This window comes from Streptomyces sp. BHT-5-2, assembly GCF_019774615.1.
In the GTDB taxonomy this organism is placed as follows: domain Bacteria; phylum Actinomycetota; class Actinomycetes; order Streptomycetales; family Streptomycetaceae; genus Streptomyces.
In genome coordinates this window covers 4819720-4842709 of record NZ_CP081496.1, presented here as the reverse complement: position 1 = coordinate 4842709, position 22990 = coordinate 4819720, and the positions used below count along the sequence as shown (strand labels likewise).

Below are 22990 nucleotides of genomic sequence, written 5' to 3'. Positions count from 1 at the left end.
TCTCGTGCACCCGGATCGCCGCTCCGGTCGAGGGTGCGCCGAGGCCCCCGCCCCAAGGGGCGAGGGCTTCTCGTCCGTCTTGCCTTGTCCGGTGGCCGCCGTCGTCAGTTCACCAGCGAGGGGACGGGGGCCGGCTCCGGCTCGGCGTCCGCGGCGGCGAACTGGGTCCGGTACAGCTCGGCGTACCGGCCGCCGCTCGCCAGCAGCGTCTCGTGCGTCCCCCGCTCGACGATCCGGCCGCCCTCGACGACGAGGATCAGGTCGGCGGCCCGCACGGTCGACAACCGGTGGGCGATGACCAGCGCGGTCCGCCCGTCCAGCGCCTCGGTGAGCGCTTCCTGGACGGCCGCCTCCGAGGTGTTGTCGAGATGGGCGGTGGCCTCGTCCAGGATCACCACCCGGGGGTGGGCCAGCAGCAGCCGGGCGATGGTCAGCCGCTGCCGTTCGCCGCCGGACAGGCGGTAGCCGCGTTCGCCGACGACGGTGTCCAGACCGTCGGGCAGGCCGGCGATCAGCTCGTCCAGGCGGGCCCGGCGCAGCGCGTCCCACAGCTCTTCCTCCGCCGCCTCGGGGTTGGCCAGCAGCAGGTTCTCCCGGATGGAGTCGTGGAAGAGATGGCCGTCCTGGGTGACCATGCCCAGGGTGTCCCGCAGCGAGGCGGCGGTCAGCTCGCGGACGTCGACGCCGGCCAGCCGCACCGCACCGGAATCCGCGTCGTACAGCCGCGGCAGCAGCTGGGCGATGGTGGACTTGCCGGCCCCCGAGGAGCCGACCAGGGCGACCATCTGGCCCGGCTCGGCGCGGAAGGAGACGTCGTGCAGGACCTCCTCGCCGCCCCGGGTGTCGAGGGTGGCGACCTCCTCCAGGGAGGCCAGTGACACCTTGTCGGCGGACGGGTAGCCGAAGCGCACCGCGTCGAACTCCACCGACACCGGGCCCGCCGGCACCGTCCGGGCGTCCGGCCGCTCGGTGATCAGCGGCTCCAGGTCCAGCACCTCGAAGACCCGCTCGAAGCTGACCAGCGCGCTCATCACCTCGATGTGCGCGCCGGACAGGGCGGTCAGCGGGGCGTAGAGCCGGGTGAGCAGCAGGGCCAGCGAGACGATCGAGCCCGCCTCCAACTGCCCGCGCAGCGCCAGGAAGCCGCCCAGCCCGTAGACCACGGCCAGCGCCAGCGCGGAGACGAGGGTGAGCGCGGTGACGAAGTACGTCTGCACCATCGCCGAGCGGACGCCGATGTCGCGCACCCGGCGGGCCCGGGCGGCGAACTCGGCGGACTCGCGGGACGGCCGGCCCATCAGCTTCACCAGGGTGGCGCCGGGCGCGGAGAACCGCTCGGTCATCTGGGTGCCCATCGCGGCGTTGTGGTCGGCGCCCTCCCGCCGCAGTGCCGCCAGCCGCCGGCCGACCAGCCGGGCGGGCAGCACGAACACCGGCAGCAGCACCAGCGCGATCAGCGTGATCTGCCAGGACAGGCTGAGCATCACGCCGAGCGTGAGCAGCAGGGTGACGATGTTGCTGACGACTCCGGAGAGGGTGTCGCTGAACGCCCGCTGGGCGCCGATCACATCGTTGTTGAGGCGGCTGACCAGGGCCCCGGTGCGGGTGCGGGTGAAGAAGGCGATCGGCATCCGCTGGACGTGGTCGTAGACGGTGGTGCGCAGGTCCAGGATGAGGCCCTCGCCGATGCTCGCCGACAGCCAGCGGGTCAGCAGCCCCAGCCCCGCCTCGGCCAGCGCGATGGCCGCGATCAGTCCGGACAGTTCCACGACGAGCCCGGCCGACCGGCCGCCGACGATCGCGTCCACCACCCGCCCGGCGAGCAGCGGGGTGGCCACCGCGAGCACCGCGGTGACGGTGCTCAGCACCAGGAACCACACCAGCATCCGGCGGCGCGGTCGGGCGAAGCCCGCGATCCGGCGCAGCGTCCCCCTGGAGAAGCGGTGCCTGCCCCGCTGGGCGTTCATCGTGCTGTGCAGCGAATGCCAGGCGGTGACTTCCATGTCCATCGCGGCCTCCTGTTTGCCGGTCGTCACGGGATCGCCGTGAGCACCGGCGACACGAAAGAACCTAGAACCTCAACCAATCTTTAGGTCAAGGGATTCCGATCACCGTCACCCCGGGGGGACGATCGGACCGCGCCCGTCCCCGCAACCGGGCCACACCGCCACGCCCGCCACCGCCTCGCCCCCGTGCCGCGCCCGGGCCCCGGCCCTACGGCTGAAGGGGCCGCTCCCAGACCACCGGCCCGGCCGGACCCTCCGTGCTCTCCCCGCCGCCCTCACCGGTCACCGTCATCCGCACCACCTCCCGGCCGTCGGCCAGGACGGCGGTCGCGTCCACGACGACCCGCGCCGAGGTCGCCGTCCGCGCCACCTCCGCCAACGCCCGCCCGACTGCCGCCACCAGCTCCCGGGCGCATTCCGCACCGACCCGCGCGTCCACCGGCCCGACGAACTGCACCGACGGCCGGGCGCCCAGCACCGCCGTGGCCGCGCCGGCCTCCCGCAGGATCCGGGTGCGCGGCCCGGCCGGCGCCTCCGGCGGCCCCTGCTGGAGCGCGATGATCGCGGTACGGATCTCCTGGATCGTGGCGTCCAGCTCGTCCACCGCCCGCCCCATGTCCTCCTTGACCTCCGGGAGTTCGGCCGTGCGCTGGGCGCTCTCCAGCAGCATCCCGGTGGCGAACAGCCGCTGGATCACCAGGTCGTGCAGATCCCGGGCGATCCGGTCCCGGTCCTCGTAGACCGCGAGCCGCTCCCGGTCGCGGTGGCGGTCGGCCAGGACCAGCGCCAGCGCCGCCTGGGACGCGAACTGAGCGCCCAGCGTCCGCTCCATATGCGTGAAGCGGGGCCCGCCGGACGCCCGGCACAGGGCCAGCGCGCCCAGCACCCGGCCGCTGCTGCGCAACGGCAGCAGCATCGTCGGCCCGTAGTGGCGCGACAGCGGGGAGATCGAACGCGGATCGCCGGCGAAGTCGTCGGAGAAGACCGCCAGCCCGGCGTGGATCCGGTGCAGCACCGGGCTCTCCGGCGGGATCGTGCCCCCGTACGCCTCCGCGCGCACGGGCTCGGGCAGCTCCGTGGAGATCGCCACCACCTCCATCGCGCCGTCCGGCTGCGGCAGCAGCACCGCCCCGGTCGCCGCCTCGGCCAGCTCCCGGCCCTTCTCGGCGACCACCGTCAGCGCGTGCTCGGTCGTGGAACCGGTCTCCGGCCCGGCCAGCAGTGCCGTGGTCACCGACGCCGCGCCGTCGATCCAGCGCCTGCGCTGCCGGGCCGCGGCATGCATCCGGGCGTTGCCCATGGCGATCCCGGCCTCGGTCGCCAGCACCCGCACCAGCTGGAGGTCGACCTCGCCGAACCGCCCGTCGCGCGCAGCGGCCCCCGCCGCCACGCCGTCCACCTTCCCGGCCAGGAAGACGCTCCCGAACAGCTCGCCCTGCACCTTGATCGGCACCCGGAGGGCGAACGGGGCGGCCGGCCGGCCCTTGGGCGGGCTGCCGTGGGTGATCAGGTCGCGCAGCCCCTCGCCGTCCTCGTCCAGCACCTCCACGGCCGCGTAACGGGCGCCGGTCAGCGACGCGGCGGTCTCGGCGATCCGGTGCAGCACCCGGTGCACGTCCAGGTCGGAGCCGATCGCGACCATCGCCTCCAGCAGCTGCGGCAGCCGGGACAGCGGACCGCCGGCCAGATGCCGCAGGCTCTGCGCGGTCCGCTCGGCGAGCTCCGCCGCCGAGCCCTCGACCCCGGCCCCGGCATGCGGGTCGGTGGGCTCGGGGGACGGCGACGCAGGCGGCATGAAGACGGCTTCTGGTTCGGCGCAGCGCGGAAACGAGGCGAAACGATACGGCTGCGGCCAGTCTAATTCGCCCGCAAGGAGGACATCGGGCCGGCCGCACCGCCGCCCTGCACTGTCGGTCCGTCGGTGTGCCATTTAGACGCCATGTCAGCGCCACGTCAGCGCTGTGTCCACGGACCGGACGATCGTCCCCTGCATGGAAACCATACGGAAGCCCCTGTCCACGACAGCAGGCGCCCGACCGAGCCGAATCGCCGAGCGGTTGCTGGCCGACCGCCACTCGCTGCCACTCTCCATCGCGCTGCACTTCGCCCCCGGAGCGCTGATCGTCGCCGTCTACCTGCTCGTCGCCGAACCACTGGTCAAGTCCCTCGGATATCCGCCGTTCCTGGGCTGGGCGGTCGCCATGCTGCTGGCGCTCGTGCCGTTCGAGCTCGGCCTGCTGCTGTGGCTGGGCCGCCGGCGCAACGGCGGGTTCTCGCTGCGCGGAGTGGTGCACTACCTGGACGAGCCGATCCCGCGCCGGAAGCTCGTGGCCCTCGTCCTCCCCCTGATCCTCTGGTTCCTGGCGGTGTCATCCCTCCTCACCCCCATGGACAACTTCTTCTACCGGTCGCTGTTTCGGTGGGTTCCCTTCGAGGGTGCGGGCGGTGGCGTCACCGACGTCCTCGCCGGATACCCGCACTCGGTCATGCTGACCGCGCTGGCGGTGTGCATTCCGCTGACCGGGCTGTCCTTCCCGGTCATCGAGGAGCTCTACTTCCGCGGCTTTCTGATGGCCCGCCTGTCCCGACTGGGCCGGTGGGCGCCGGTGGTCAGCACGGTGCTGTTCTCGCTCTACCACCTGTGGACGCCATGGGTGTTCCTGTCCCGGGTGATCTTCTTTCTCCCGGGGCCCTGGTTCGCCTGGCGGAAGCAGGATCTTCGGGTGTCGATCGGGATGCACGCCGGCACGACCTTCGTCCTGCAGACGTTCGGGACCATCGCCCTCCTGCTGAACCTCGTACCGTGACGGCCGTACTGCGGTTCGCAGGCTGGACCGGGCAGCCCCCGGATCGGGGCGGCAGCTACGCCTGACCAGGGACGGCCGCACAGTCGCCCGGGCCCGGCCGGCGCCGCGCACCGGCCGGGCCCGCCGCCGGGACGCCGCGGATCAGGCCGGCAGTGCTGCCTCGATTGCCGCCACCAGCTCCGCCGCCTCCGGCTCCGTGCGCGGGCGGAAGCGGGCGGCCACCGTGCCGGTGTGGTCGATGAGGAACTTCTCGAAGTTCCACTGGACGTCGCCGGCCGTGCCCTCGGCATCCGGGGTGGCGGTGAGTTCGGCGTACAGCGGGTGCCGGTCCGCGCCGTTGACGTCGGTCTTCTCGAACAGCGGGAAGCTGACGCCGTACGTCGTCGAGCAGAACGTCGCGATCTCCTCGGCCGTGCCCGGTTCCTGGCCCGCGAACTGGTTGCTGGGGAAGCCCAGAACGCTGAAACCACGGTCGGCGAACAGCTGCTGGAGCCGCTCCAGCCCCGTGTACTGCGGGGTCAGCCCGCACTTGGACGCCACGTTCACCACCAGCAACGCCTTGCCTTCGTAGTCGGCGAGGGAGGCGGGCTCACCGGTCAGGGTGCGCAGCGGGATGTCGTACAGGCTCATGCTCGGGCTCCTCAATGCGGTTCCGTGGACGGGGACATCCGTCATCGCCCCCAACAACCGTGCCCGGCCTGATCTTCCCCGGATCGTCGACCGGCCAGGTGACCGCCGGCCGCAGCTCGCCGGCCCGCCACTCCCTGAGCAGCTGGTCGAAGATCGGCGTGTCCTCCTCGGCGGACCGCCGGGCGGCGGGCGGCGGCAGCCGGGGCGGCTGGTGCGGCAGCGAGATGCGGTGCAAGGAAGGCCCCGCGGTCTTCTTGGCGTCCATGCCCGGACTCAACACCACATCGCCTTGGGAGTTGCGGCACGGGGCCGGTCACGCGCCAGATGACCCCTGCGGCGGTGACGGTCAGAAGATACGTTCCAGAGGGCGGGAGATGTGTGCGCGATGGTCGGTGGTGGACGGGGGCGACCGCTCGCCGGCCCCCCGGCGCGCTGCCGTCCGTGGACCGGCCCGGCCGCCCCGGTCGGTTCGGGCCGGTCGGCTCAGGCCCGGCGGAGCAGGCCGCCGAGCACCTCGCGCAGCGCGCCCTCCGGGTCGGCGACGCGTCCCTCCGCGCGCCACCCCACGAAGCCGTCCGGCCGCACCAGCACCGCGCCCTCCGGCGCCGTCCCGTGCACCTCGGCCCAGTCGGTGCCGCCCTCCGGGACCAGGTCGGCGTCGGCGTCGGTGCCCACGCGGTAGTGGTCCAGCCGGGCCGTCCAGTGCGCTGCGGCGGCCTCCGCCGCGGCGCGCCAGATCTTGCCGTCCTCGGTGCCGGTCAGCAGGACGAACGACCGCTCGTAGAGGTCCAGCGTGGAGCGCCGCTCGCCGTCCGCGTGCACCCACAGGTGCGGAGCCCGGGTGCCCGGCTCGCCGGTCAGCCGCATCCGCTCGGGAACGACCGGGAGTTCGGGGTCGGCGCCGATGACCGCGCCGCGCGGATAGCAGTAGCCGAGCGCGACGGTCAGCACCCCGCGCTGCCGGCCGCCGCCCCCGGGGCCCGGGTCGTAGCCGGGGTGGCTGTGCTCGGCGGAGCGGGCCGAGGCGCGGGCGCTGGTCACCTCGGCCACCGGCCGGCGCTCCTCCTCGTAGGTGTCCAGCAGCGCGGGGTCCGCGGAGCCGTCGAGGACCGCGGCGAGCTTCCAGGCGAGGTTGTGCGCGTCCTGGATGCCGGTGTTGGAGCCGAACGCGCCCGTCGGGGACATCTCGTGGGCGGCGTCGCCGGCGAGGAGGATCCGGCCCGCGGAGTACCGCTCGGCGACCCGCTCCGCGGCGTGCCAGGGAGCCTTGCCGGTGATCTCGACCGCCATGCCCGGTACGCCGGTCGCCCGGCGGATGTGCTCGATGCAGCGCGCGTCGGTGAAGTCCTCCAGGGTCTCGCCCCGGTCGGGGTGCCAGGGCGCGTGGAAGACCCACTCCGCGCGGTTGTCCACGGGCAGCAGCGCCCCGTCGGCCTCCGGATTCGTCAGGTAGCAGGCGATGAAGCGGCGGTCGCCGACCGCGTCGGCCAGCTCCGGGGCCCGGAAGGTGATGCTGACGTTGTGGAAGAGGTCGCCGGGGCCGGACCGGCCGATGCCCAGCCGCTCCCGCACCGGGCTGCGCGGCCCGTCCGCGGCGACGAGGTAGTCGGCGCGGAGAGTGGTGTGCTCGCCGGTGTTCCGGTCCTTGACGACCGCGGTCACGCCGTCGGCGTCCTGGTCGCACGTCATCAGCTCGGTGTGGAACCGCAGGTCGCCGCCCAGCTCGCGGGCGCACTCCAGCAGCACCGGCTCCAGGTCGTTCTGGCTGCACAGGCACCACCGGGACGGGCTGAAGCGGGCCAGCGCGCCGCCCGGGTCGATCTCCCGGAACAGCCACTCCTGTTCGTCGCCGGTCAGTGAACGGGCCTGGAGGATCCCGTGGTTGTCGGCGAGGACCGAGGCCGCCTCCTGGATCCGGCGCTCGGCGCCGGCCACCCGGTACAGCTCCATCGTGCGGACGTTGTTCCCCCGTCCGCGTGGATGCCGCGAGGTGGCCGGGTGCTTCTCGACCAGGACGTGCGGGACGCCCAGCCGCCCCAGGAACAGGGAGGCGGACAGGCCCACCAGGGACCCGCCCACGATCAGTACCGGCACCCGGTCTTCGGCCTTCGGGTTCATGTGCTTGGCTCCAGCTCCAGCGACGCAGACGGGAGATGGAGCAACGCATGCCCGGCCCGTGGTGCCTTCCATCAGGGTTCACCTGCATGGCTCACAGATCTCGCGCCGACCGTGGGTCTTGGCCACGATCGAATCCGGACCGCCGCCCGCGACACGCCGGGGCCGGAGGTCCCCCATCCGGCTCAGTCGCCCGGATCGCACCGGGCGTGCCGGAGGCACCGGAATCCCGGTTCGCCCGGAACTGACGACGCACCACAGGGGCCCGCCGCCCCGGAGGAGATGCGTAGACGATGACACCGCTGTCGGAACGAATATCGCAGTCCGCCTTCGACGGATCCAGACTCCGGGTCGTGCTCCTGCTGGACCTGCGGGAAGGTGCCCAGCAGCAGTTCCTGGAAGCCTACGAGCAGCTGCGGAACCAGGTCGCGTCGGTCCCCGGGCACCTCAGCGACCAGCTGTGCCAGTCCATCGAGAACCCCTCCCAGTGGCTGATCACCAGCGAATGGGAGAGCGCTCCGCCGTTCCTCGCCTGGGTCAACAGCGAGGAGCACGTGAAGATGGTGCAGCCGCTGCACAGCTGCGTACGCGATACCCGCTCCCTGCGCTTCAGCGTCCTGCGCGAGACCTCCGGTGCGGCCGCCGGTGCCCCCGAGTCCGCGCGGGGCCGGCTCCAGGCGCACCCCCGGGTCGGGGACGGCGTGGTCCGGCACGCGCTGACCTTCACCGTGAAGCCCGGCAGCGAGTCGATGGTGGCCGACATCCTCTCCGGCTACACCTCCCCCGAGGCCCGGGTCGACGCCGGCACCCGGCTGCTCCGCACCTCCCTCTTCATGTACGGCAACCGCGTCGTGCGGACCATCGAGGTGCAGGGCGACCTGGTCGCCGCGCTGCGCCATGTCTCCCGGCAGCCCGAGGTCCGGGCCGTCGAGGAGGCCATCAACCCGTACCTGGAGCAGGACCGGGACCTCAACGACCCCGATTCCGCCCGGGTGTTCTTCACCCGCGCCGCGCTGCCCGCGGTCCACCACGTGGCGATCGGCGGCCGGGAGCCCCGGGACTCCCGGGACCTCGAGCGGCATGCGCTCTTCTACCCGGCGAAGGACGGCTGCGGCCTGTCGCTGGCCAAGCTGCTGGCCCGTCAGGACGAGGAGGCCGCCGACGACCCGGTGTGCCCCGTCCACAGCAGCACGGTCTTCCAGCGCGACGACATCGTCGTCCGCCTCGTCGACCTGCGGGTCCCGCTCGACCGCGACCCGCTGGTGTCCCTCGGGGCCCGTGGCCCCCGCAGCCTCGCCGCGCTGCGGCGGCTGCTCGACGGCGACGTGGCCGGCGGTCTGACCAGCGACCGCGACCTCGCGCGCTTCCTGGCCCGCGCCGACATGGACCTCGTCACCGACCGCCGGGCCCCCGGCGCCTGAGCGCGCCGTCCGCCCGGCCGTCCACGGGCCACCGGCCGCACCCGGCCGTTCCCCCTTCTCGCCCGCCCCGCCCCTTCTCCCCGTGCTCACGTCCGCCCTGCCCTCACCGTTCCACCCGTCCACCGGCATCACGCCCTGGAGGAATCAGCCATGACCACGCACCGCCCACGCATCGTGGACCTCAGCGAGACCCAGCCCAACCGCCGGCGCGGAGGTGACCTGCGCGCCATGCTGACACCCAGCGCGGTGGGCGCCACGAGCGGCTTCATGGGCATGGCACTGGTCCAGCCCGGCGAGCACATCGGGGAGCACTACCACCCGTATTCCGAGGAGTTCGTGTACGTCGTCCAGGGTTCCCTGGAGGTCGACCTCGACGGGGAGACGTACGCGCTGCGCCCGGACCAGGGGCTGATGATCCCGCCGTACATGCGGCACCGCTTCCGCAACGTCGGGGACACCGAGGCCCGGATGGTCTTCCACCTCGGCCCGCTGGCGCCGCGGCCGGAACTGGGGCACGTCGACACCGAGGGCGCCGAGGCGAGCACCCCGGCCGCCCCACCCGAACGACCGGAGCCGGTGTCATGAACCGCCGCGTGGCGGTCACCGGCCTCGGTGTCGTCGCCCCCGGCGGCGTGGGCATCCCGGCCTTCTGGGACCTGCTGTCCGCCGGCCGCACGGCCACCCGCGGCATCACCCTCTTCGACCCGACCGGCTTCCGGTCCCGGATCGCCGCCGAGTGCGACTTCGACCCGGCCGCGCACGGTCTGGACGAGGAGCAGGTGGCCAGGTCGGACCGGTACATCCAGTTCGCGCTGGTCGCCGCGGCCGAGGCGCTGCGGGAGGCCGGCCTGGACGTGGAGCGGGAGGACCCCTGGCGGATCGGGGTGTCCCTGGGCACCGCGGTCGGCGGCACCACGCGCCTGGAGCACGACTACGTGGCGGTCAGCGAGTTCGGCCGCCGCTGGGACGTGGACCCCCGGCCCGCCGGGCCGCATCTGCACCGGGCCTTCTCGCCCAGTTCGCTGGCGTCCGCAGTCGCCGAGCAGATCGGCGCGCACGGGCCGGTGCAGACCGTCTCCACGGGGTGCACCTCCGGCCTGGACGCGATCGGTTACGCCTTCCACACCATCGAGGAGGGCCGGGCCGACGTCTGCGTCGCGGGCGCCTCGGACTCGCCGATCTCCCCGATCACGGTGGCCTGCTTCGACGCCATCAAGGCCACCTCCGCCAACAACGACGACCCCGCCCACGCCTCCCGGCCGTTCGACGCCCGGCGCGACGGGTTCGTCATGGGCGAGGGCGGCGCCGTCCTCGTCCTGGAGGAGCTGGAGCACGCCCGGGCCCGCGGTGCCACCGTCCACTGCGAGATCCGTGGCTACAACACCTTCGGCAACGCCTACCACATGACCGGCCTGACCCAGGAGGGTCTGGAGATGGCCGAGGCGATCAACCGCTCGCTGGCCCACGCGCAGCTCGACCCCACCCAGGTCGACTACATCAACGCGCACGGCTCGGGCACCAAGCAGAACGACCGCCACGAGACCGCCGCGGTCAAGAAGTCGCTGGGCGCCCACGCCTACAAGGTGCCGATGAGCTCGATCAAGTCGATGGTGGGCCACTCGCTGGGCGCGATCGGCGCGATCGAGGTCGTCGCCTGCGTCCTGGCCCTGATCCATCAGGTGGTCCCGCCGACCGCCAACTACGAGAACCCGGACCCGGAGTGCGACCTCGACTACGTGCCGAAGACCGCACGGGAAGTGCCGCTGCGGTCGGTGCTGTCCGTGGGCAGCGGATTCGGCGGCTTCCAGTCGGCCGTGGTCCTGACCCGCCCGGGTGGGAGGACCCGATGAGTTCCCCGCGCACACGCTGTTCCGTCGTCACCGGCATCGGGGTGATCGCCCCCAACGGGGCCAACACCGAAGCCTTCTGGAAGGCCACCAAGGAGGGCATCAGCGTCCTCGACAGGGTCACCCGCGAGGGGTGCGAGGAGCTGCCCCTGAAGGTCGCCGGAGAGGTCCGCGACTTTGACCCGACCGAGCTGATCGAGGAGCGCTTCCTCGTCCAGACCGACCGGTTCACGCACTTCGCGATGGCCGCGGCCAACCTCGCGCTGGACGACGCCCTGCTGGGCCGGGCCGACTACAACCGCTCGCCGTTCGCGGTGGGAGTGGTGACGGCGGCCGGCTCCGGCGGCGGCGAGTTCGGCCAGCGGGAGCTCCAGCACCTGTGGGGCCAGGGCTCGCGCCATGTCGGCCCGTACCAGTCGATCGCCTGGTTCTACGCGGCCAGCACCGGCCAGATCTCCATCCGCGGCGGCTTCAAGGGGCCGTGCGGGGTGGTGGCCAGCGACGAGGCGGGCGGGCTGGACGCACTGGCGCACGCCAGCCGCGCCATCCACCGCGGCACCGACGCCGTGGTGGTGGGTGCCGCCGAAGCACCGCTGGCCCCGTATTCGGTGGTCTGCCAGCTCGGCTACGAGGACCTCAGCCGCGCCGTCGAACCGGACCGCGCCTACCGCCCGTTCACCGCCTCGGCGTGCGGGTTCGTGCCCGCCGAGGGCGGCGCGATGCTCGTCGTCGAGGAGCGGGACGCCGCGGTGGACCGGGGCTCCCGGCCCCGGGCCGTGCTCGCCGGTCACGCCGCCACCTTCACCGGGGCCGCCCTCTGGGACGCGTCCCGGGAGGGCCTGGCGCGGGCGATCCAGGGCGCGTTGGCGGAGGCCGGCTGCGCCCCCGAGGAGATCGACGTGGTGTTCGCGGACGCCCTCGGGGTGCTCGCGGCGGACCGGGCCGAGGCGCAGGCGCTCGCCGACGCGCTGGGCCGGCACGCCTCGGAGGTGCCGGTGACCGCACCCAAGACCGGCTTCGGCCGGGCGTACAGCGGTGCCCCCGTCCTGGACATCGCGGCCGCGGTGCTCTCCATGGAGGGCTCCGTCGTGCCCCCGACCCCCAACATCGTCGAGATCGACGTGGACCTCGACGTGGTGACCGGCAGGTCCCGGCCCGCCGAACTCCAGACGGCGCTGGTGCTGAGCCGGGGACTGATGGGCTCCAACGCGGCGCTGGTGCTGCGGCGGTGCGAGAAGTCCCCCTCCTGAGAGGAGAACCCCATGACCGCTCGACTGACCCTCGACGAACTGGCCGCGCTGATGAAGTCGACGGCCGGTCTCACCGTCGACCCGACGGAGATGGCGGACCGGCCCGAGGCGACCTTCGCCGAGTACGGCCTGGACTCGTTGGGCCTGCTCGGCATCGTGGGCGAGTTGGAGAACCGGTACGGCCGGACGCTGCCGCCCGACGCCGAACGCGCCAAGACCCCACGCGACTTCCTCGACCTGGTCAACACCGACACCGTCACGACGACAGGAGCCTGAACATGCCCGGCCACACCGAGAACGAGATCACCATCGCCGCCCCGCTCAGCCTCGTCTGGGACATGACCAACGACCTGCGGAACTGGACGCGGCTCTTCAGCGAGTACGCCTCCGTCGAGGTGCTCTCCCGCGAGGGCGAGACGACCACCTTCCGGCTGACCATGCACCCCGACGAGAACGGCAAGGTCTGGAGCTGGGTCTCCGAGCGGACCCCCGACCGCGGCGCGCTGACCGTCCGCGCCCGCCGCGTGGAGACCGGCCCGTTCAAGTTCATGGACATCTTCTGGAAGTACAAGGAGATCCCCGGCGGCACCTCGATGCACTGGACCCAGGACTTCGCCATGAAGCCCGAGGCCCCGATCGACGACCGGGGCATGACCGAGCACATCAACCGCAACTCCCGGGTCCAGATGGAGCTCATCCGGGACCGGATCGAGCAGCGCGACCGCGAACTGCGCGCCGGTGCCCCGGTCGACTGACGCGCCCGACGCCCCCTCGGCCCCACCCCGGACCGCCGCCCGGCGGCAACGAAGGGAACCTCCCCGATGCACCACGCTCTGATCGTCGCCCGGATGAAGCCCGGCTCGGCTCCCGACATCGCCGAGGTCTTCGCGGCCTCGGACCGCACGGAGCTGCCCCACCTGGTGGGCGTCAACCGGCGGACGCTGTTCCAGTTCGGCGACGTGTACCTGCACCTCATCGAGTCCGACGCGCCGCCCGGCCCGGAGATCGCCAAGGTGCACGGGCACCCGGAGTTCCGGTCCGTCAGCCGGCGGCTGTCGGCGTACGTCAGCGCCTACGACCCGGAGACCTGGCGCAGTCCCGAGGACGCCATGGCCCGGCAGTTCTACCGCTGGGAGCGGGACGGCACCGGCTGATCCCGGCCGGCGCACGGTGCACGGCCTCCCCGCTATGCCGGGCGGGGAGGCCGCCGCGGTGTCCGCCGGACCGCTCACGCCCGCCTCACTTCGCCGGGACGGTGCACTCGAAGGCGTGCAGATACGGGTTGACCTCCACGATGTCGTGGACCTGCAGCCCCGCCTCGGCCAGGTGCCGCACCAGGCTCTCCTTGGAGTGCTTGGCCCCGCCCACGTTCAGGAGCAGCAGCAGGTCCATGGCGGTGGTGAACTTCATCGACGGACTCTCGTCGACGAGGTTCTCGATGACCACCACCCGGGCACCGGGCCGGGCCGCCTCGACGACCTTCGCCAGCGTCCGCCGGGTGCTCTCGTCGTCCCACTCCAGGATGTTCTTGATGATGTAGAGGTCGGCCTGCACGGGGATGTCCTCCCGGCAGTCGCCGGGCACGATCCGCGCCCGGTCGGCCAGCGCACCGCCTTCGCGGAGCCGGGGGTCGGCGCTGCCCACCACCGACGGCAGGTCCAGCAGGGTGCCGCGCAGCGCCGGGTACTTCTCCAGCAGGCCGGCCAGGACGTGGCCCTGCCCGCCGCCGATGTCCGCGACCGACGACACCCCGGTGAGGTCGAGGAGTTCGACGATGTCGCGGGCGGACTGCCGGCTGGAGGTGGTCATCGCCCGGTCGAAGACCTGGGCGGAGTCCCGGGCGTCCTCGTGCAGGTAGTCGAAGAACCCCTTGCCGTAGAGGTCCTCGAAGACGTTCCGGCCCGAGCGCACCGCGTCGTCCAGCCGCGGCCACGCCTCCCAGGTCCACGGCTCGGTGCACCACAGCGTGATGTAGCGCAGGCTGTTCGGGGCGTCCTCCCGCAGCAGCCGCGACATCTCGGTGTGCGCGAACGACCCGTCCTCGGTCTCCTCGAAGATCCCGTAGCAGGCCAGCGCCCGCAACAGCCGTTGCAGCGGCCGTGGTTCGGTGCCCACCGCGGCGGCCAGCTCCGCCACCGCGGTGGGCTGCTCGCCCAGTGCGTCGGCCACGCGGAGCCGGGCGGCCGCCCGGACGGCCGCCGCGCACGCGGCACCGAAGACGAGTTCCCGCAGCCGCATGGTGGGCTGGGGGGTGGGGCTCACGGTGGTCATGCCGCCTCGTTTCTCCGTTGACGTTCGCCGGTTCGCGCCCTAGCCGCACAGCCCGGGCGGCCTGGAGGTCCGGCAGGTGTTGCGGGTGAAGACGTTCCCCCGCCCGTTCCGGTCCGCGTTGATCAGGTCCGCCGGGGCGTTCCGCAGCACGACGTTGTCGCTGATGACGTTCCGGTCGCCGGTGGCCTTGACGAAGCTGGGGAAGAGCACCACACCGCCGGAGAGCGGGGACTTGCCGACGTTGTCGCGGACGAGGTTGTGCGTCACCAGCGTCTCCTCGGTGCCGGTGAGGACGACCCCGGAGCCCTGGAGGAACGGCAGCCGCTTGGTCTTCGGGCAGTGCTTGTTGTTCCGCGAGACCTCGTTGTCCCGGACGGTCAGCGCCCCGGCCTTGGGCCGGCCCTCGTCGCCGACGACGAAGATCCCGGCGCAGTTCCCGGACACGGTGTTGTGGCCGATCTCCAGGTTCCGCAGCCGCCGGACCGTGATGCCGATGCGGTTGCCGAGCAGCCGGTTGTCCACGAGCCGGGTGCGCCGGGTGTCGAGCGCCCCGCCCTCCTCGTCGACCACGTTGGCCAGGAAGATCCCCGCGTCGCCGTTCTCCGAGGCGGTGTTGTCGCTGAGCAGGCTGCGCACCGACTTCTCCAGCGCGATGCCCCACTGGCCGTTGTGCCGCGCGGTGACGCCGCGCACCGTCAAGTCCTCGGTGCCGGAGGCCCAGATGCCGTTCCGGCGGAAGCCCTCGACGGTCAGCTGCCGCAGCTTGACGCCGGTGACCGGGCCGCCGGCGCGGCCGGTGACGCAGATGCCGTCGCCGTTCCGCCCGCAGGCGTTGCCCGCCCGTCTGCCCGGCGGGACGATCACGGCGTCGCCGTCGGTCCCGCGGAGCGTCACATGCGACTTGTCGATCAGCACGCTCTCGCGGTACACGCCCGGCAGCAGCAGCACGGTGTCGCCGGGATGCGCCGCGTCCACCGCGCGCTGGATCGATTCGCCGGGGTGGACGACGAGCACCTCGTCGTCGCGGTCCGACGAGGCGCTGGACGGCGGGGCCGTTCCGAGTGCCCCGGCCAGGACCGCCGCCGCGCAGCCCAGGTAGCTCATCCGCCGTGCCCCATGGGCCTTTTGCCGTGCCCCATGGGCCTTTTGTCGTAGTGCCATGAAGCGAAGCTATGGGCGATCATCCGCGCTCGCCACACGGGGTAACCCGGTGGGCACAGTGCGTGCAACGCTCAGCTTTCCGGGCCGGAGGCGGCCGGCCGGCGACCGGGGGAGCGCGGCACGGTCGGCCGTTCGGCGCTCCCGGGAGTCGGCCGCCGGTCGGCCGCCGGGCCGGGCCCGGGATCGGACGGGGCATCAGCCGTACCGTCCGGCAGGGCCTCCGTCAACAGGGCCGCGAGGCTGGCGGGCAGGAACCACGGGCGGAGGCGCGGGACGGTCACGGATGCTCAACGCCGTCACGCGGCCGGACGACACCCGTCCGCCGCGCTCCCGTCCGCTTCATCACTCCAACGGCCGCTACCGGGGTGGCCGCCCGCCCCGCACTGCCGGGAGCTCCCAGGACGGGCGGCCGGGTCGGGTCAACCGAGGCGGCGGCCCTCGCCGGCCGCCGCCCGGATCAGCACCTCGGTCAGCTCACCGGGCCGCGACAGCATCGGATAGTGCCCGGTGTCCAGGTCGAAGTAGCCCACCCGGGGCTCGGTGAGCACCGCGTACCGCGGGTCCCCGGTGGCCACCAGGGCCTGCACCGCCGCGATGCTCGCCCCGTTGGCGGTGCAGAAGACACCGGTGCCGGGCAGCTCCGCGGCCGCGCCGGTCAGGCGCAGCGGCCGGGTCAGCGTCGCCAGCGGCTGCGGCGCCGCCAGCCGCACCAGCCGCTCCCGGTCGGCCGGCGACACGCCGGTGAGACTGCCCCACCGCTCCTCGTCGTCCAGCAGCGGAGGCGGTATGAACCGCCCGTCGCCCTCCGCCGCCAGCCGCAGCAGCAGGTCCCGCAGGGCCGGGTCGGGCATCACGTCGACGCCCGCGTCGCCGTCCCGGGGCATCCCGGTGTCCAGATGGACCACCGCGCCCGCCCGGTCCGGGCGCCGGTCGGCGGCCCCCAGCACCGGGAGCAGGCCGTAGCAGTGCCCCACCAGCACCCCCTCCCGGACGTCCTCGTGGTCCAGCACCTGCACGATGTCCTCGATGTGCGTCTCCAGGTCCGTGTCCGGGCCGGCCAGGTGCCTCCGGTCGCCCATCCCGGTCAGCGTCACCGGAAGCGCGGTGTGCCCCCGCTCCCGCAGCAGCGCGGTCACCTCCCGCCAGATCCAGCCACCGGTGTGGCCACCCGACACCAGGACGAATGCCGTCATGCGCGCGCTCCTTGTTCCTCGTCCACCGCACGGGTCCGCCGGGGCGGCGGCCGCGGGCTTCGGACCGTAGAAGCTCCCGCAACGGGAGATTCAAGGGCGGCAAGTGACGGGGCCGGGCCGTCGGTTCGGTACGAGGAGCGGACCCGCCGGTCGCGCCCCGGCCATTCAACCCGGCGGGTCCTTCGTCTACAGTTGAGGAATTCCCCTGTTCAACGATCAACGCGATGGCCGGTCGGCCTGAACGCGGAGGGCATGCGTGGGCGGTTTCGCCGAGTCGGTACGGGAGCGGGTGCGCGCGGCACGGGCCGCCGTCGAAGCGGCGCGCGACGCCGACGACGCCTGTGCGCTGGCCGTCGCGCAGGACGAACTGGACGACGCGCTGCGGATCGCGCACGGCATCGGGATCGACCCGGACCGCGCCTCCGGGGCCGCGCCCCAGGCCGGGGCGCCGGAGTGAGCGGCACGCCGCCGCGGCCGCGCCCGGTGCGGTCCGGCGCCGCCGTAGCCGGGTGACCGCCGATGTCCGGCGCACCACGACGCAAAGGGCCGCCGCTGTGGCGCGCGGTCCGCTCCCGCACCTGCATACCCACCGCCTCCGCCCGGACCTGCCGGGGCCGCCGCCCCGGTCCGGGCCCGCTGCGCTCCGCCCGCGGCCACGGGCGGAGCTGCCCCGACCTCGCCGCCCGGCACCGGATGTCGCCGCGCTGCGGCGTCCGCCGGGCCCGGGCCACTGCGGTCCGCCCCGGCACCCGCCTGGCCCGTCTGCCCGGCACCGTCCTGGTGACCCACCGGGCCGCCGCCCACGAGGCGGTCCGGCGCAGCCTGTGGATACGGGCGCTGCTCTACATCGCCGTGACCCACCTGGTGCTGGTGTTCCTCGTGCTCGTCGTCTACCTCGGCCGGCACGCCGGGACCTGACACGACCCCGCCCTCACCCCGGGCGCGGCACCGACTCCCCGCCGCCCGCCCGCACCGCGGACGCCCCGCCGGCCCGCTCCCGGGCCCGCCACAGCCACCCGACGTCCCGCCCGAACGACCACACCAGCAGCGCCAGCGCCCCCGCCACCGCACCCCGCTCCAGCACCCGCGGTGCGAACCCGGCCCCCGCCGCCACGAGCACCACGCCCTGCACCGCGGCCACCGTCTTGCGCGCCATGCTGGGCGGCAGCGGCGCACACAGCCACGGCAGCACCCAGGACGCCGCGACGAACAGATAGCGCAGGGCGCCGATGACCGGCACCCACGGCCCCAGCGGACCCGCCGCGTGGACGGACAGCACCAGGATCAGGAACGCGTCGACCTCCATGTCGAACCGCGCCCCCAGCGCCGTCGCCGTCCCGGTGCGCCGGGCCACCCGTCCGTCCACCGCGTCCAGCGCCAGCGCCACCGAGGCCGGCCCCACGAGCGCCGCCACCGGCACCGGCCGGGCGAAGGAGTCGGCGACCAGCGCCGTCACCCCGCCGACGAGCGCGGCCCGGGCCAGCGTGACGCGGTTGGCGGGACCGAAGCTCCGCAGCCAGGACCCGCGCACCGCCCGGACGAGCACGGCCCCGGTGACCGCCGCGAAGGCGACACCCGCCAGCCAGCCCACCGGGCCCAGCCCCACCACCCGGCACAGCACCTCCAGCAGCACCAGCTGCGCGACCGCCCCGACCACCAGGTCCGGGCCGAACAGCCGCGCCCCGCACCGTACTTGTCCGGCCATCGCACCTCCCCGACCCTGTGGCGGAGCCGGGGGACGCCGCGTAGGGTGACCGCGTCGCCATGAGCCCCGGCATGCGCCCCTCAGCATTCATGACGCATCGCCGCACCGTCCAGGAGGAATCCTTGCCGCGCGTCGCCGAGAGCTTCTGGCTGAGCGCCCCCGGCCGCGGCGAGATCCGGACGGCCGAGCTGCCGCGCCCCGGCGCCGGCGAGGTCCTGGTGCGCACGCTGTACTCCGGGGTGAGCCGGGGCACCGAGAGCCTGGTCTTCCGCGGCGGTGTCCCCGAGAGCCAGTACACGGCGATGCGGGCCCCGTTCCAGGAGGGCGCGTTCCCGGCACCCGTCAAGTACGGCTATCTGAGCGTGGGCGTGGTCGAGGAGGGGCCGGGCCCGCTCCACGGCCGCACGGTCTTCTGCCTCCACCCGCACCAGACGCACTACGTCGTCCCGGCGGACGCGGTGACCCCCGTGCCCGACACCGTCCCCGCGGCGCGCGCCGTCCTCGCCGGCACCGTCGAGACCGCGGTGAACGCCGTGTGGGACGCCGCGCCGCTGCTCGGCGACCGGATCGCGGTGATCGGCGGCGGCATGGTCGGGGCCGCGGCCGCCGCGCTGCTGGCCCGCTACCCGGCCGCCCGGGTCCAGCTGGTCGACGCCGATCCGGCGCGCGCGGCCACCGCCGCGGCGCTGGGCGTCGCGTTCGCGCTGCCCGCCGACGCCCGCGGCGACTGCGACCTCGTCGTGCACGCCAGCGCCACCGAGGAGGGCCTGACCCGCGCTCTCGAACTCCTCGCGCCGGAAGGCACCGTGATCGAGCTGAGCTGGTACGGCGACCGCCGGGTGAGTCTGCCGCTGGGGGAGTCCTTCCACTCCCGCCGGCTGACCGTCCGCAGCAGCCAGGTCGGTGCCGTCGCCCCGGCCCGCCGCGGCCGGCGCGGCTTCGCCGACCGGCTCGGGCTGGCGCTCGACCTCCTCGCCGACCCCGCCTTCGACGCGCTGATCACCGGCGAATCGCCCTTCGCCGAACTGCCGTCGGTGCTGCCCCGGTTGGCCTCCGGCGCGCTCCCGGCGCTCTGCCACCGCATCCGCTACCCGGCGTGACACTGCCCCGCGCCGCCCCGTTCACCGCACACCTGGAGGAACACCCGTGTTCAGCATCACCGTCCGCGACCACCTGATGGTCGCGCACAGCTTCCGCGGCGCGGTCTTCGGCCCGGCGCAGCGCCTGCACGGCGCGACCTTCATCGTGGACGCCACCTTCCGCCGCCCCGAACTCGACGACGACGACATCGTGGTCGACATCGGCCTGGCCACCCAGGAACTGGGCGCGGTGGTCGCCGAGCTCAACTACCGCAACCTCGACGACGAACCCGCCTTCGCCGGCACCAACACCTCCACCGAGGCACTGGCCAGGGTCATCGCCGACCGGCTCGCCGACCGTGTGCACGCCGGCAACCTCGGTGCCGGCGCCCGCGAGCTCGCCGGCATCACCGTCACCCTGCACGAATCCCATATCGCCTGGGCCAGTTACGAGCGCGCGCTGTGAACCGGCCCGGCGGCCGTACCCGGTGACCGCCCCCGGCCCGGAGGGCCCGCGCGAGGTGCACGCCGTCCTGCCCGGCGGCGTCGCCGACCCCGCGGCGCCCAGCGGCGGCAACGTCTACGACCTGCGGGTCTGCCGCGAACTGGCGGCCCTCGGCTGGCGGGTGCACCGCCACCCGCTGCCCGGCGGCTGGCCGCGCCCGGACGCCGCCGCCACCGCCCGCCTGGCCCGGCTGCTGGCCGAACTGCCGGACGGCGCACCGGTGCTGCTGGACGGCCTGCTGGCGTGCGGGGTGCCCGATGTCCTCCGTCCCGCGGCCGCCCGGCTGCGCCTGGCCGTCCTGCTGCACCTGCCGCTCGCCGACGAGACCGGGCTCGACCCCGGGACGGCGGCGGAGCTGGACGCCCGGGAACGGCGCGCCCTGCACACCGTCGGCGCGGTGATCGCCACCAGCGACTGGGCGGCCCGCCGCATCCGCGCCCACCACGGGCCGGGACTGCCGCCGGTGACGGTCGCCCGGCCGGGCGCCGACCCGGCCCCGCCCGCCCCCGGCACGGACGGCGCCGGCGGACTGCTGTGCGTGGCGTCGGTGACCCCGCGCAAGGGCCACCGCCGCCTGGTGGACGCCCTAGCGACCGTCACCGACGCGCCCTGGACCTGCACCTTCGTCGGCGGGACGGACCAGGACCCGGAATGCGCCCGGCAACTGCGCGCACGGATACGGGAGCTGGGCCTGACGGACCGCGTCCGACTGGCCGGACCGCGGACCGGTGCCGCGCTGGCCGCCTGCTACGCCGCCGCCGACCTGGTGCTGCTCGCCTCGTACGCCGAGACGTACGGCATGGTGCTCACCGAGGCGCTGGCGCGCGGCATCCCGGTGCTGGCCACGGCCGTGGACGGGGTGCCCGAGGCGGTCGGACGGGCCCCCGACGGCCGTGTGCCCGGCCTGTTGGTCCCGCCCGGCGAACCGGCGGCGCTCGCCGGGGCGCTGCGCGCGTGGTTCGACGGTCCGGCGCTGCGGCGGCGACTGGCGGACGCCGCCGCGGCCCGCCGTGCCATGCTGGAGGGGTGGGAGACGACGTCGCACAGCCTGGCCGGGGCGCTGGAACGACTGCGGACCGCACCGCGGAGCCCATGAGAGGTGCGGTCGGCAGCCCGTACTTCTGCCCCGACTGGCTGGAGTTGCGCGAGCCCGCGGACGCCGCGGCCCGCGCACCGGAGCTGCTGGGTCCGCTGCGCGACCGGCTCGCCGCCGCCCCCGAGCGCCCGGACGGCCTCGTCATCCGCGACCTGGGCTGCGGCACGGGCGCGATGGGCCGCTGGCTCGCGGCCCGGCTGCCCGGCCCCCAGCGCTGGATCCTCCAGGACCACGACCCGGAGCTGCTGGCCCGGGCCCGGAGCCGGCTGCCGTCAACCACCGCCGACGGACGGCCGGTTACGGCCGTGACCGCGCACGGCGACCTGACCGCCCTGACCGCCGAGGCGCTCGCCGGCACGTCCCTGGTGACCGCCTCCGCACTGCTCGACCTGCTCACCCGAGACGAGCTGGCATCCCTCGCCGCGGCCTGCACGGGCGCCGGCTGCCCGGTGCTGCTGGCGCTCTCGGTCACCGGCCGCGTCGAGCTGTCCCCGGCCGACCCCCTCGACGCCGCGCTCTCCGCCGCGTTCGACGCCCACCAGCGGCGGACCGCGGGCGGCCGCCGGCTGCTGGGCCCGGACGCGGTCGCGGCGGCCACCGAGGCGTTCACCCGGCGCGGCGCGCGGGTGCTGACCCGGCCCAGCCCCTGGCGGCTGGGCGGGCCCGAGCGCGCGCTGACCGAGCACTGGCTGCGGGGCCGGGTCGCCGCCGCCCGCGCGCAGCGCCCGCAGCTGGCCGCCGCGGCCGACGGATATCTGCGGCGGCGCCTGGCGGCCTGCGCGGCGGGGGAGTTGGCGGTCACGGTGCACCACACCGATCTGCTGGCGCTACCCGGACCGGCCCCGGTGCCGGCCCCCCGCACGGGCTGATGGGCCGTCATCTCTGGCCCTGGGCGAAGGTGTGCGGGGGACTGGCCATCCTGGCGGTGCTGCTGTGGCACCTGGGCTCCGGCGCCTTCGTCGACGGCCTGTGCCGGATCGACGCCGCCACCCTGCTCGCCGGGGTCGGCATCGGTGTGCTGACGACGGTGTGCAGCGCCTGGCGCTGGTGCCTGGTGGCCCGCGGCCTGGGCCTGCGGCTCCCCCTGGGCAGGGCGGTGGCGGACTACTACCGGGCGCTGTTCCTCAACGCCGCGCTGCCCGGCGGCGTGCTGGGCGACGTCCACCGGGCGGTGCACCACGGCCGCACCGCGGGCGCGGTGCGGCGGGCCGCCGGCGCCGTGGTCCTGGAGCGGGCCGCGGGCCAGTTGGTCCTGTTCGCGGCCGGGGCGGTGGTGCTGACCGGCCGGCCGTCACCGGTGCGCACGGCGCTCGGCCGGGCCCTCGGCACGCCGGCGGCCGAACCGCTGCTCGCGGTGGCCGCGCTGTGCGTGGTGGGCGTCCCGGCGGCCGCACTGCTGCTCCGCGCGCACCGGCGCCGCACGGGCGCACCCCCACGACCCGGCGACCGGCTGCGCGCCGCCCTCACCGAGGCCCGGCGGGCCGGCGCCGCCCGGGCGCTCTGGACGGGCGTCGCCGCCTCGTCACTCGTCGTCCTGGCCGGCTATGTGGCGACGTTCCTGCTGGCGGCCCGGGTCGCCGGAGTCCGGGCGCCGGCCGCCGACCTGCTGCCGCTGGTGCTGCCGGCCCTGCTGGCCATGGCCCTGCCGTTGAACGTCGGAGGCTGGGGGCCCCGCGAGGGCGTCGCGGCCTGGGCCTTCGGCGTCGCGGGGCTGGGCGCCGGGCAGGGCCTGGCCACCGCCGTCGTCTACGGCGTGCTCGTACTGGCCGCGAGCCTGCCCGGCGCCGGGGTGCTGGTGGTCCGCTGGGCCGCCGGGCTGCGCGCCGCCCGGCGGCCGCAGCTCCAGCTCGAAGAGCGTGTCCTCGCCGAGTGCGGACCGCCGGACCGGCGGCCGTAGAGCCCGC

Annotated in this window: 23 protein-coding genes; 15 read left to right on the top strand and 8 right to left on the bottom strand. The window is 74.4% G+C overall.

The window, feature by feature from the left end; translation table 11 throughout:
- Positions 1-104 precede the first annotated feature (104 nt).
- Both K2224_RS21510 and K2224_RS21505 read right to left on the bottom strand, forming a co-directional pair.
- Positions 105-2009: an ABC transporter ATP-binding protein gene (locus K2224_RS21510; RefSeq protein ID WP_221909861.1), complete on the bottom strand. Its 1905-nt coding sequence runs from the start codon at positions 2007-2009 to the stop codon at positions 105-107.
- A 205-nt stretch (positions 2010-2214) separates the two neighbouring features.
- Positions 2215-3801, bottom strand: a complete 1587-nt coding sequence (locus K2224_RS21505; RefSeq protein WP_221908148.1) for a GAF domain-containing sensor histidine kinase — start codon at positions 3799-3801, stop codon at positions 2215-2217.
- Between the two features lie 196 nt (positions 3802-3997).
- Here K2224_RS21505 and K2224_RS21500 point away from each other — a divergent pair, with 196 nt between their 5' ends.
- Positions 3998-4813, top strand: a complete 816-nt coding sequence (locus K2224_RS21500) for a CPBP family intramembrane glutamic endopeptidase (RefSeq protein ID WP_221908147.1) — start codon at positions 3998-4000, stop codon at positions 4811-4813.
- A 141-nt stretch (positions 4814-4954) separates the two neighbouring features.
- On the opposite strand, the gene K2224_RS21495 is transcribed toward K2224_RS21500, so the two are convergent.
- Together K2224_RS21495 and K2224_RS21490 are read right to left on the bottom strand one after the other, a co-directional pair.
- Positions 4955-5443 carry a glutathione peroxidase gene (locus K2224_RS21495; protein WP_221908146.1) on the bottom strand — a complete coding sequence of 163 codons (489 nt, stop codon included), beginning with the start codon at positions 5441-5443 and terminating at the stop codon, positions 4955-4957.
- A gap of 483 nt (positions 5444-5926) precedes the next feature.
- Positions 5927-7561 carry an FAD-dependent monooxygenase gene (locus K2224_RS21490; protein WP_221908145.1) on the bottom strand — a complete coding sequence of 545 codons (1635 nt, stop codon included), beginning with the start codon at positions 7559-7561 and terminating at the stop codon, positions 5927-5929.
- 290 nt (positions 7562-7851) lie between these two features.
- Between K2224_RS21490 and K2224_RS21485 the strand changes: the two genes are divergently transcribed.
- From K2224_RS21485 to K2224_RS21455, 7 genes are all read left to right on the top strand, one after another.
- Positions 7852-8979 carry a SchA/CurD-like domain-containing protein gene (locus tag K2224_RS21485; RefSeq protein WP_221908144.1) on the top strand — a complete coding sequence of 376 codons (1128 nt, stop codon included), beginning with the start codon at positions 7852-7854 and terminating at the stop codon, positions 8977-8979.
- A gap of 150 nt (positions 8980-9129) precedes the next feature.
- Positions 9130-9564 carry a cupin domain-containing protein gene (locus K2224_RS21480; protein WP_221908143.1) on the top strand — a complete coding sequence of 145 codons (435 nt, stop codon included), beginning with the start codon at positions 9130-9132 and terminating at the stop codon, positions 9562-9564.
- Positions 9561-10829 (top strand): beta-ketoacyl synthase, encoded by a 1269-nt coding sequence (locus K2224_RS21475; RefSeq protein ID WP_221908142.1) that lies wholly within the window; start codon positions 9561-9563, stop codon positions 10827-10829. The genes K2224_RS21480 and K2224_RS21475 overlap by 4 nt, the downstream gene beginning before the upstream one ends.
- Positions 10826-12076, top strand: a complete 1251-nt coding sequence (locus K2224_RS21470) for a beta-ketoacyl synthase N-terminal-like domain-containing protein (protein ID WP_221908141.1) — start codon at positions 10826-10828, stop codon at positions 12074-12076. Before K2224_RS21475 ends, K2224_RS21470 begins: the two co-directional genes overlap by 4 nt.
- 12 nt (positions 12077-12088) lie before the next feature.
- Positions 12089-12352, top strand: a complete 264-nt coding sequence (locus K2224_RS21465) for an acyl carrier protein (protein ID WP_221908140.1) — start codon at positions 12089-12091, stop codon at positions 12350-12352.
- A 2-nt stretch (positions 12353-12354) separates the two neighbouring features.
- Positions 12355-12831, top strand: coding sequence for an SRPBCC family protein (locus K2224_RS21460; RefSeq protein WP_221908139.1), 477 nt, complete (start codon positions 12355-12357; stop codon positions 12829-12831).
- Positions 12832-12897: 66 nt separating this feature from the next.
- Entirely contained in the window at positions 12898-13230 is a 333-nt protein-coding gene (locus K2224_RS21455) for a TcmI family type II polyketide cyclase (RefSeq protein ID WP_221908138.1), read from the top strand.
- An 85-nt stretch (positions 13231-13315) separates the two neighbouring features.
- Here the strand turns inward: K2224_RS21455 and K2224_RS21450 are convergent, their stop codons facing one another.
- The 3 genes from K2224_RS21450 to K2224_RS21440 form a co-directional block, all read right to left on the bottom strand.
- Positions 13316-14347: a methyltransferase gene (locus K2224_RS21450; RefSeq protein ID WP_221908137.1), complete on the bottom strand. Its 1032-nt coding sequence runs from the start codon at positions 14345-14347 to the stop codon at positions 13316-13318.
- Positions 14348-14386: 39 nt separating this feature from the next.
- Complete coding sequence (locus tag K2224_RS21445; RefSeq protein ID WP_221908136.1) at positions 14387-15451, bottom strand: nitrous oxide reductase family maturation protein NosD; 1065 nt, start codon at positions 15449-15451, stop codon at positions 14387-14389.
- A 476-nt stretch (positions 15452-15927) separates the two neighbouring features.
- Positions 15928-16701 carry an alpha/beta hydrolase gene (locus K2224_RS21440; protein ID WP_221908135.1) on the bottom strand — a complete coding sequence of 258 codons (774 nt, stop codon included), beginning with the start codon at positions 16699-16701 and terminating at the stop codon, positions 15928-15930.
- Between the two features lie 256 nt (positions 16702-16957).
- Here K2224_RS21440 and K2224_RS21435 point away from each other — a divergent pair, with 256 nt between their 5' ends.
- A complete protein-coding gene (locus K2224_RS21435) occupies positions 16958-17158 on the top strand; it encodes a hypothetical protein (RefSeq protein WP_221908134.1) in 201 nt (66 codons plus the stop codon).
- 62 nt (positions 17159-17220) lie between these two features.
- Positions 17221-17619, top strand: a complete 399-nt coding sequence (locus K2224_RS21430; protein WP_221908133.1) for a DUF6126 family protein — start codon at positions 17221-17223, stop codon at positions 17617-17619.
- A 13-nt stretch (positions 17620-17632) separates the two neighbouring features.
- Here K2224_RS21430 and K2224_RS21425 read toward each other — a convergent pair whose 3' ends face one another.
- On the bottom strand, positions 17633-18406 hold the full coding sequence (locus K2224_RS21425) for a CDP-alcohol phosphatidyltransferase family protein (protein WP_221908132.1): 774 nt from the start codon (positions 18404-18406) through the stop codon (positions 17633-17635).
- An 89-nt stretch (positions 18407-18495) separates the two neighbouring features.
- Between K2224_RS21425 and K2224_RS21420 the strand changes: the two genes are divergently transcribed.
- Genes K2224_RS21420 through K2224_RS21400 form a run of 5 tightly spaced genes read left to right on the top strand, consistent with a single transcriptional unit; the run spans position 18496 to position 22983 of the window.
- Positions 18496-19506, top strand: a complete 1011-nt coding sequence (locus K2224_RS21420; RefSeq protein WP_399020105.1) for a dehydrogenase — start codon at positions 18496-18498, stop codon at positions 19504-19506.
- Positions 19507-19552: 46 nt separating this feature from the next.
- Positions 19553-19951 carry a 6-carboxytetrahydropterin synthase gene (locus K2224_RS21415; protein WP_221908131.1) on the top strand — a complete coding sequence of 133 codons (399 nt, stop codon included), beginning with the start codon at positions 19553-19555 and terminating at the stop codon, positions 19949-19951.
- Positions 19952-19973: 22 nt separating this feature from the next.
- Positions 19974-21086: a glycosyltransferase family 4 protein gene (locus K2224_RS21410; RefSeq protein ID WP_260692869.1), complete on the top strand. Its 1113-nt coding sequence runs from the start codon at positions 19974-19976 to the stop codon at positions 21084-21086.
- Entirely contained in the window at positions 21083-21955 is an 873-nt protein-coding gene (locus K2224_RS21405; protein WP_221908130.1) for a trans-aconitate 2-methyltransferase, read from the top strand. The genes K2224_RS21410 and K2224_RS21405 overlap by 4 nt, the downstream gene beginning before the upstream one ends.
- Positions 21955-22983: a lysylphosphatidylglycerol synthase transmembrane domain-containing protein gene (locus K2224_RS21400; RefSeq protein WP_221908129.1), complete on the top strand. Its 1029-nt coding sequence runs from the start codon at positions 21955-21957 to the stop codon at positions 22981-22983. The genes K2224_RS21405 and K2224_RS21400 overlap by 1 nt, the downstream gene beginning before the upstream one ends.
- The last annotated feature ends 7 nt before the right edge of the window (positions 22984-22990 follow it).

Bases quoted from the DNA above. Each gene is read 5' to 3' on its own strand.
- K2224_RS21500 (WP_221908147.1), top strand. From the start codon at position 3,998: ATGGAAACCATACGGAAGCCCCTGTCCACGACAGCAGGCGCCCGACCG.
- K2224_RS21445 (WP_221908136.1), bottom strand. From the start codon at position 15,451: ATGAGCTACCTGGGCTGCGCGGCGGCGGTCCTGGCCGGGGCACTCGGA.
- K2224_RS21470 (WP_221908141.1), top strand. From the start codon at position 10,826: ATGAGTTCCCCGCGCACACGCTGTTCCGTCGTCACCGGCATCGGGGTG.
- K2224_RS21505 (WP_221908148.1), bottom strand. From the start codon at position 3,801: ATGCCGCCTGCGTCGCCGTCCCCCGAGCCCACCGACCCGCATGCCGGG.
- K2224_RS21420 (WP_399020105.1), top strand. From the start codon at position 18,496: ATGACGCATCGCCGCACCGTCCAGGAGGAATCCTTGCCGCGCGTCGCC.
- K2224_RS21510 (WP_221909861.1), bottom strand. From the start codon at position 2,009: ATGGACATGGAAGTCACCGCCTGGCATTCGCTGCACAGCACGATGAAC.
- K2224_RS21480 (WP_221908143.1), top strand. From the start codon at position 9,130: ATGACCACGCACCGCCCACGCATCGTGGACCTCAGCGAGACCCAGCCC.
- K2224_RS21405 (WP_221908130.1), top strand. From the start codon at position 21,083: ATGAGAGGTGCGGTCGGCAGCCCGTACTTCTGCCCCGACTGGCTGGAG.
- K2224_RS21490 (WP_221908145.1), bottom strand. From the start codon at position 7,561: ATGAACCCGAAGGCCGAAGACCGGGTGCCGGTACTGATCGTGGGCGGG.
- K2224_RS21440 (WP_221908135.1), bottom strand. From the start codon at position 16,701: ATGACGGCATTCGTCCTGGTGTCGGGTGGCCACACCGGTGGCTGGATC.
- K2224_RS21455 (WP_221908138.1), top strand. From the start codon at position 12,898: ATGCACCACGCTCTGATCGTCGCCCGGATGAAGCCCGGCTCGGCTCCC.
- K2224_RS21430 (WP_221908133.1), top strand. From the start codon at position 17,221: ATGTCCGGCGCACCACGACGCAAAGGGCCGCCGCTGTGGCGCGCGGTC.
- K2224_RS21400 (WP_221908129.1), top strand. From the start codon at position 21,955: ATGGGCCGTCATCTCTGGCCCTGGGCGAAGGTGTGCGGGGGACTGGCC.
- K2224_RS21425 (WP_221908132.1), bottom strand. From the start codon at position 18,406: ATGGCCGGACAAGTACGGTGCGGGGCGCGGCTGTTCGGCCCGGACCTG.
- K2224_RS21450 (WP_221908137.1), bottom strand. From the start codon at position 14,347: ATGACCACCGTGAGCCCCACCCCCCAGCCCACCATGCGGCTGCGGGAA.
- K2224_RS21485 (WP_221908144.1), top strand. From the start codon at position 7,852: ATGACACCGCTGTCGGAACGAATATCGCAGTCCGCCTTCGACGGATCC.
- K2224_RS21475 (WP_221908142.1), top strand. From the start codon at position 9,561: ATGAACCGCCGCGTGGCGGTCACCGGCCTCGGTGTCGTCGCCCCCGGC.
- K2224_RS21465 (WP_221908140.1), top strand. From the start codon at position 12,089: ATGACCGCTCGACTGACCCTCGACGAACTGGCCGCGCTGATGAAGTCG.
- K2224_RS21495 (WP_221908146.1), bottom strand. From the start codon at position 5,443: ATGAGCCTGTACGACATCCCGCTGCGCACCCTGACCGGTGAGCCCGCC.
- K2224_RS21460 (WP_221908139.1), top strand. From the start codon at position 12,355: ATGCCCGGCCACACCGAGAACGAGATCACCATCGCCGCCCCGCTCAGC.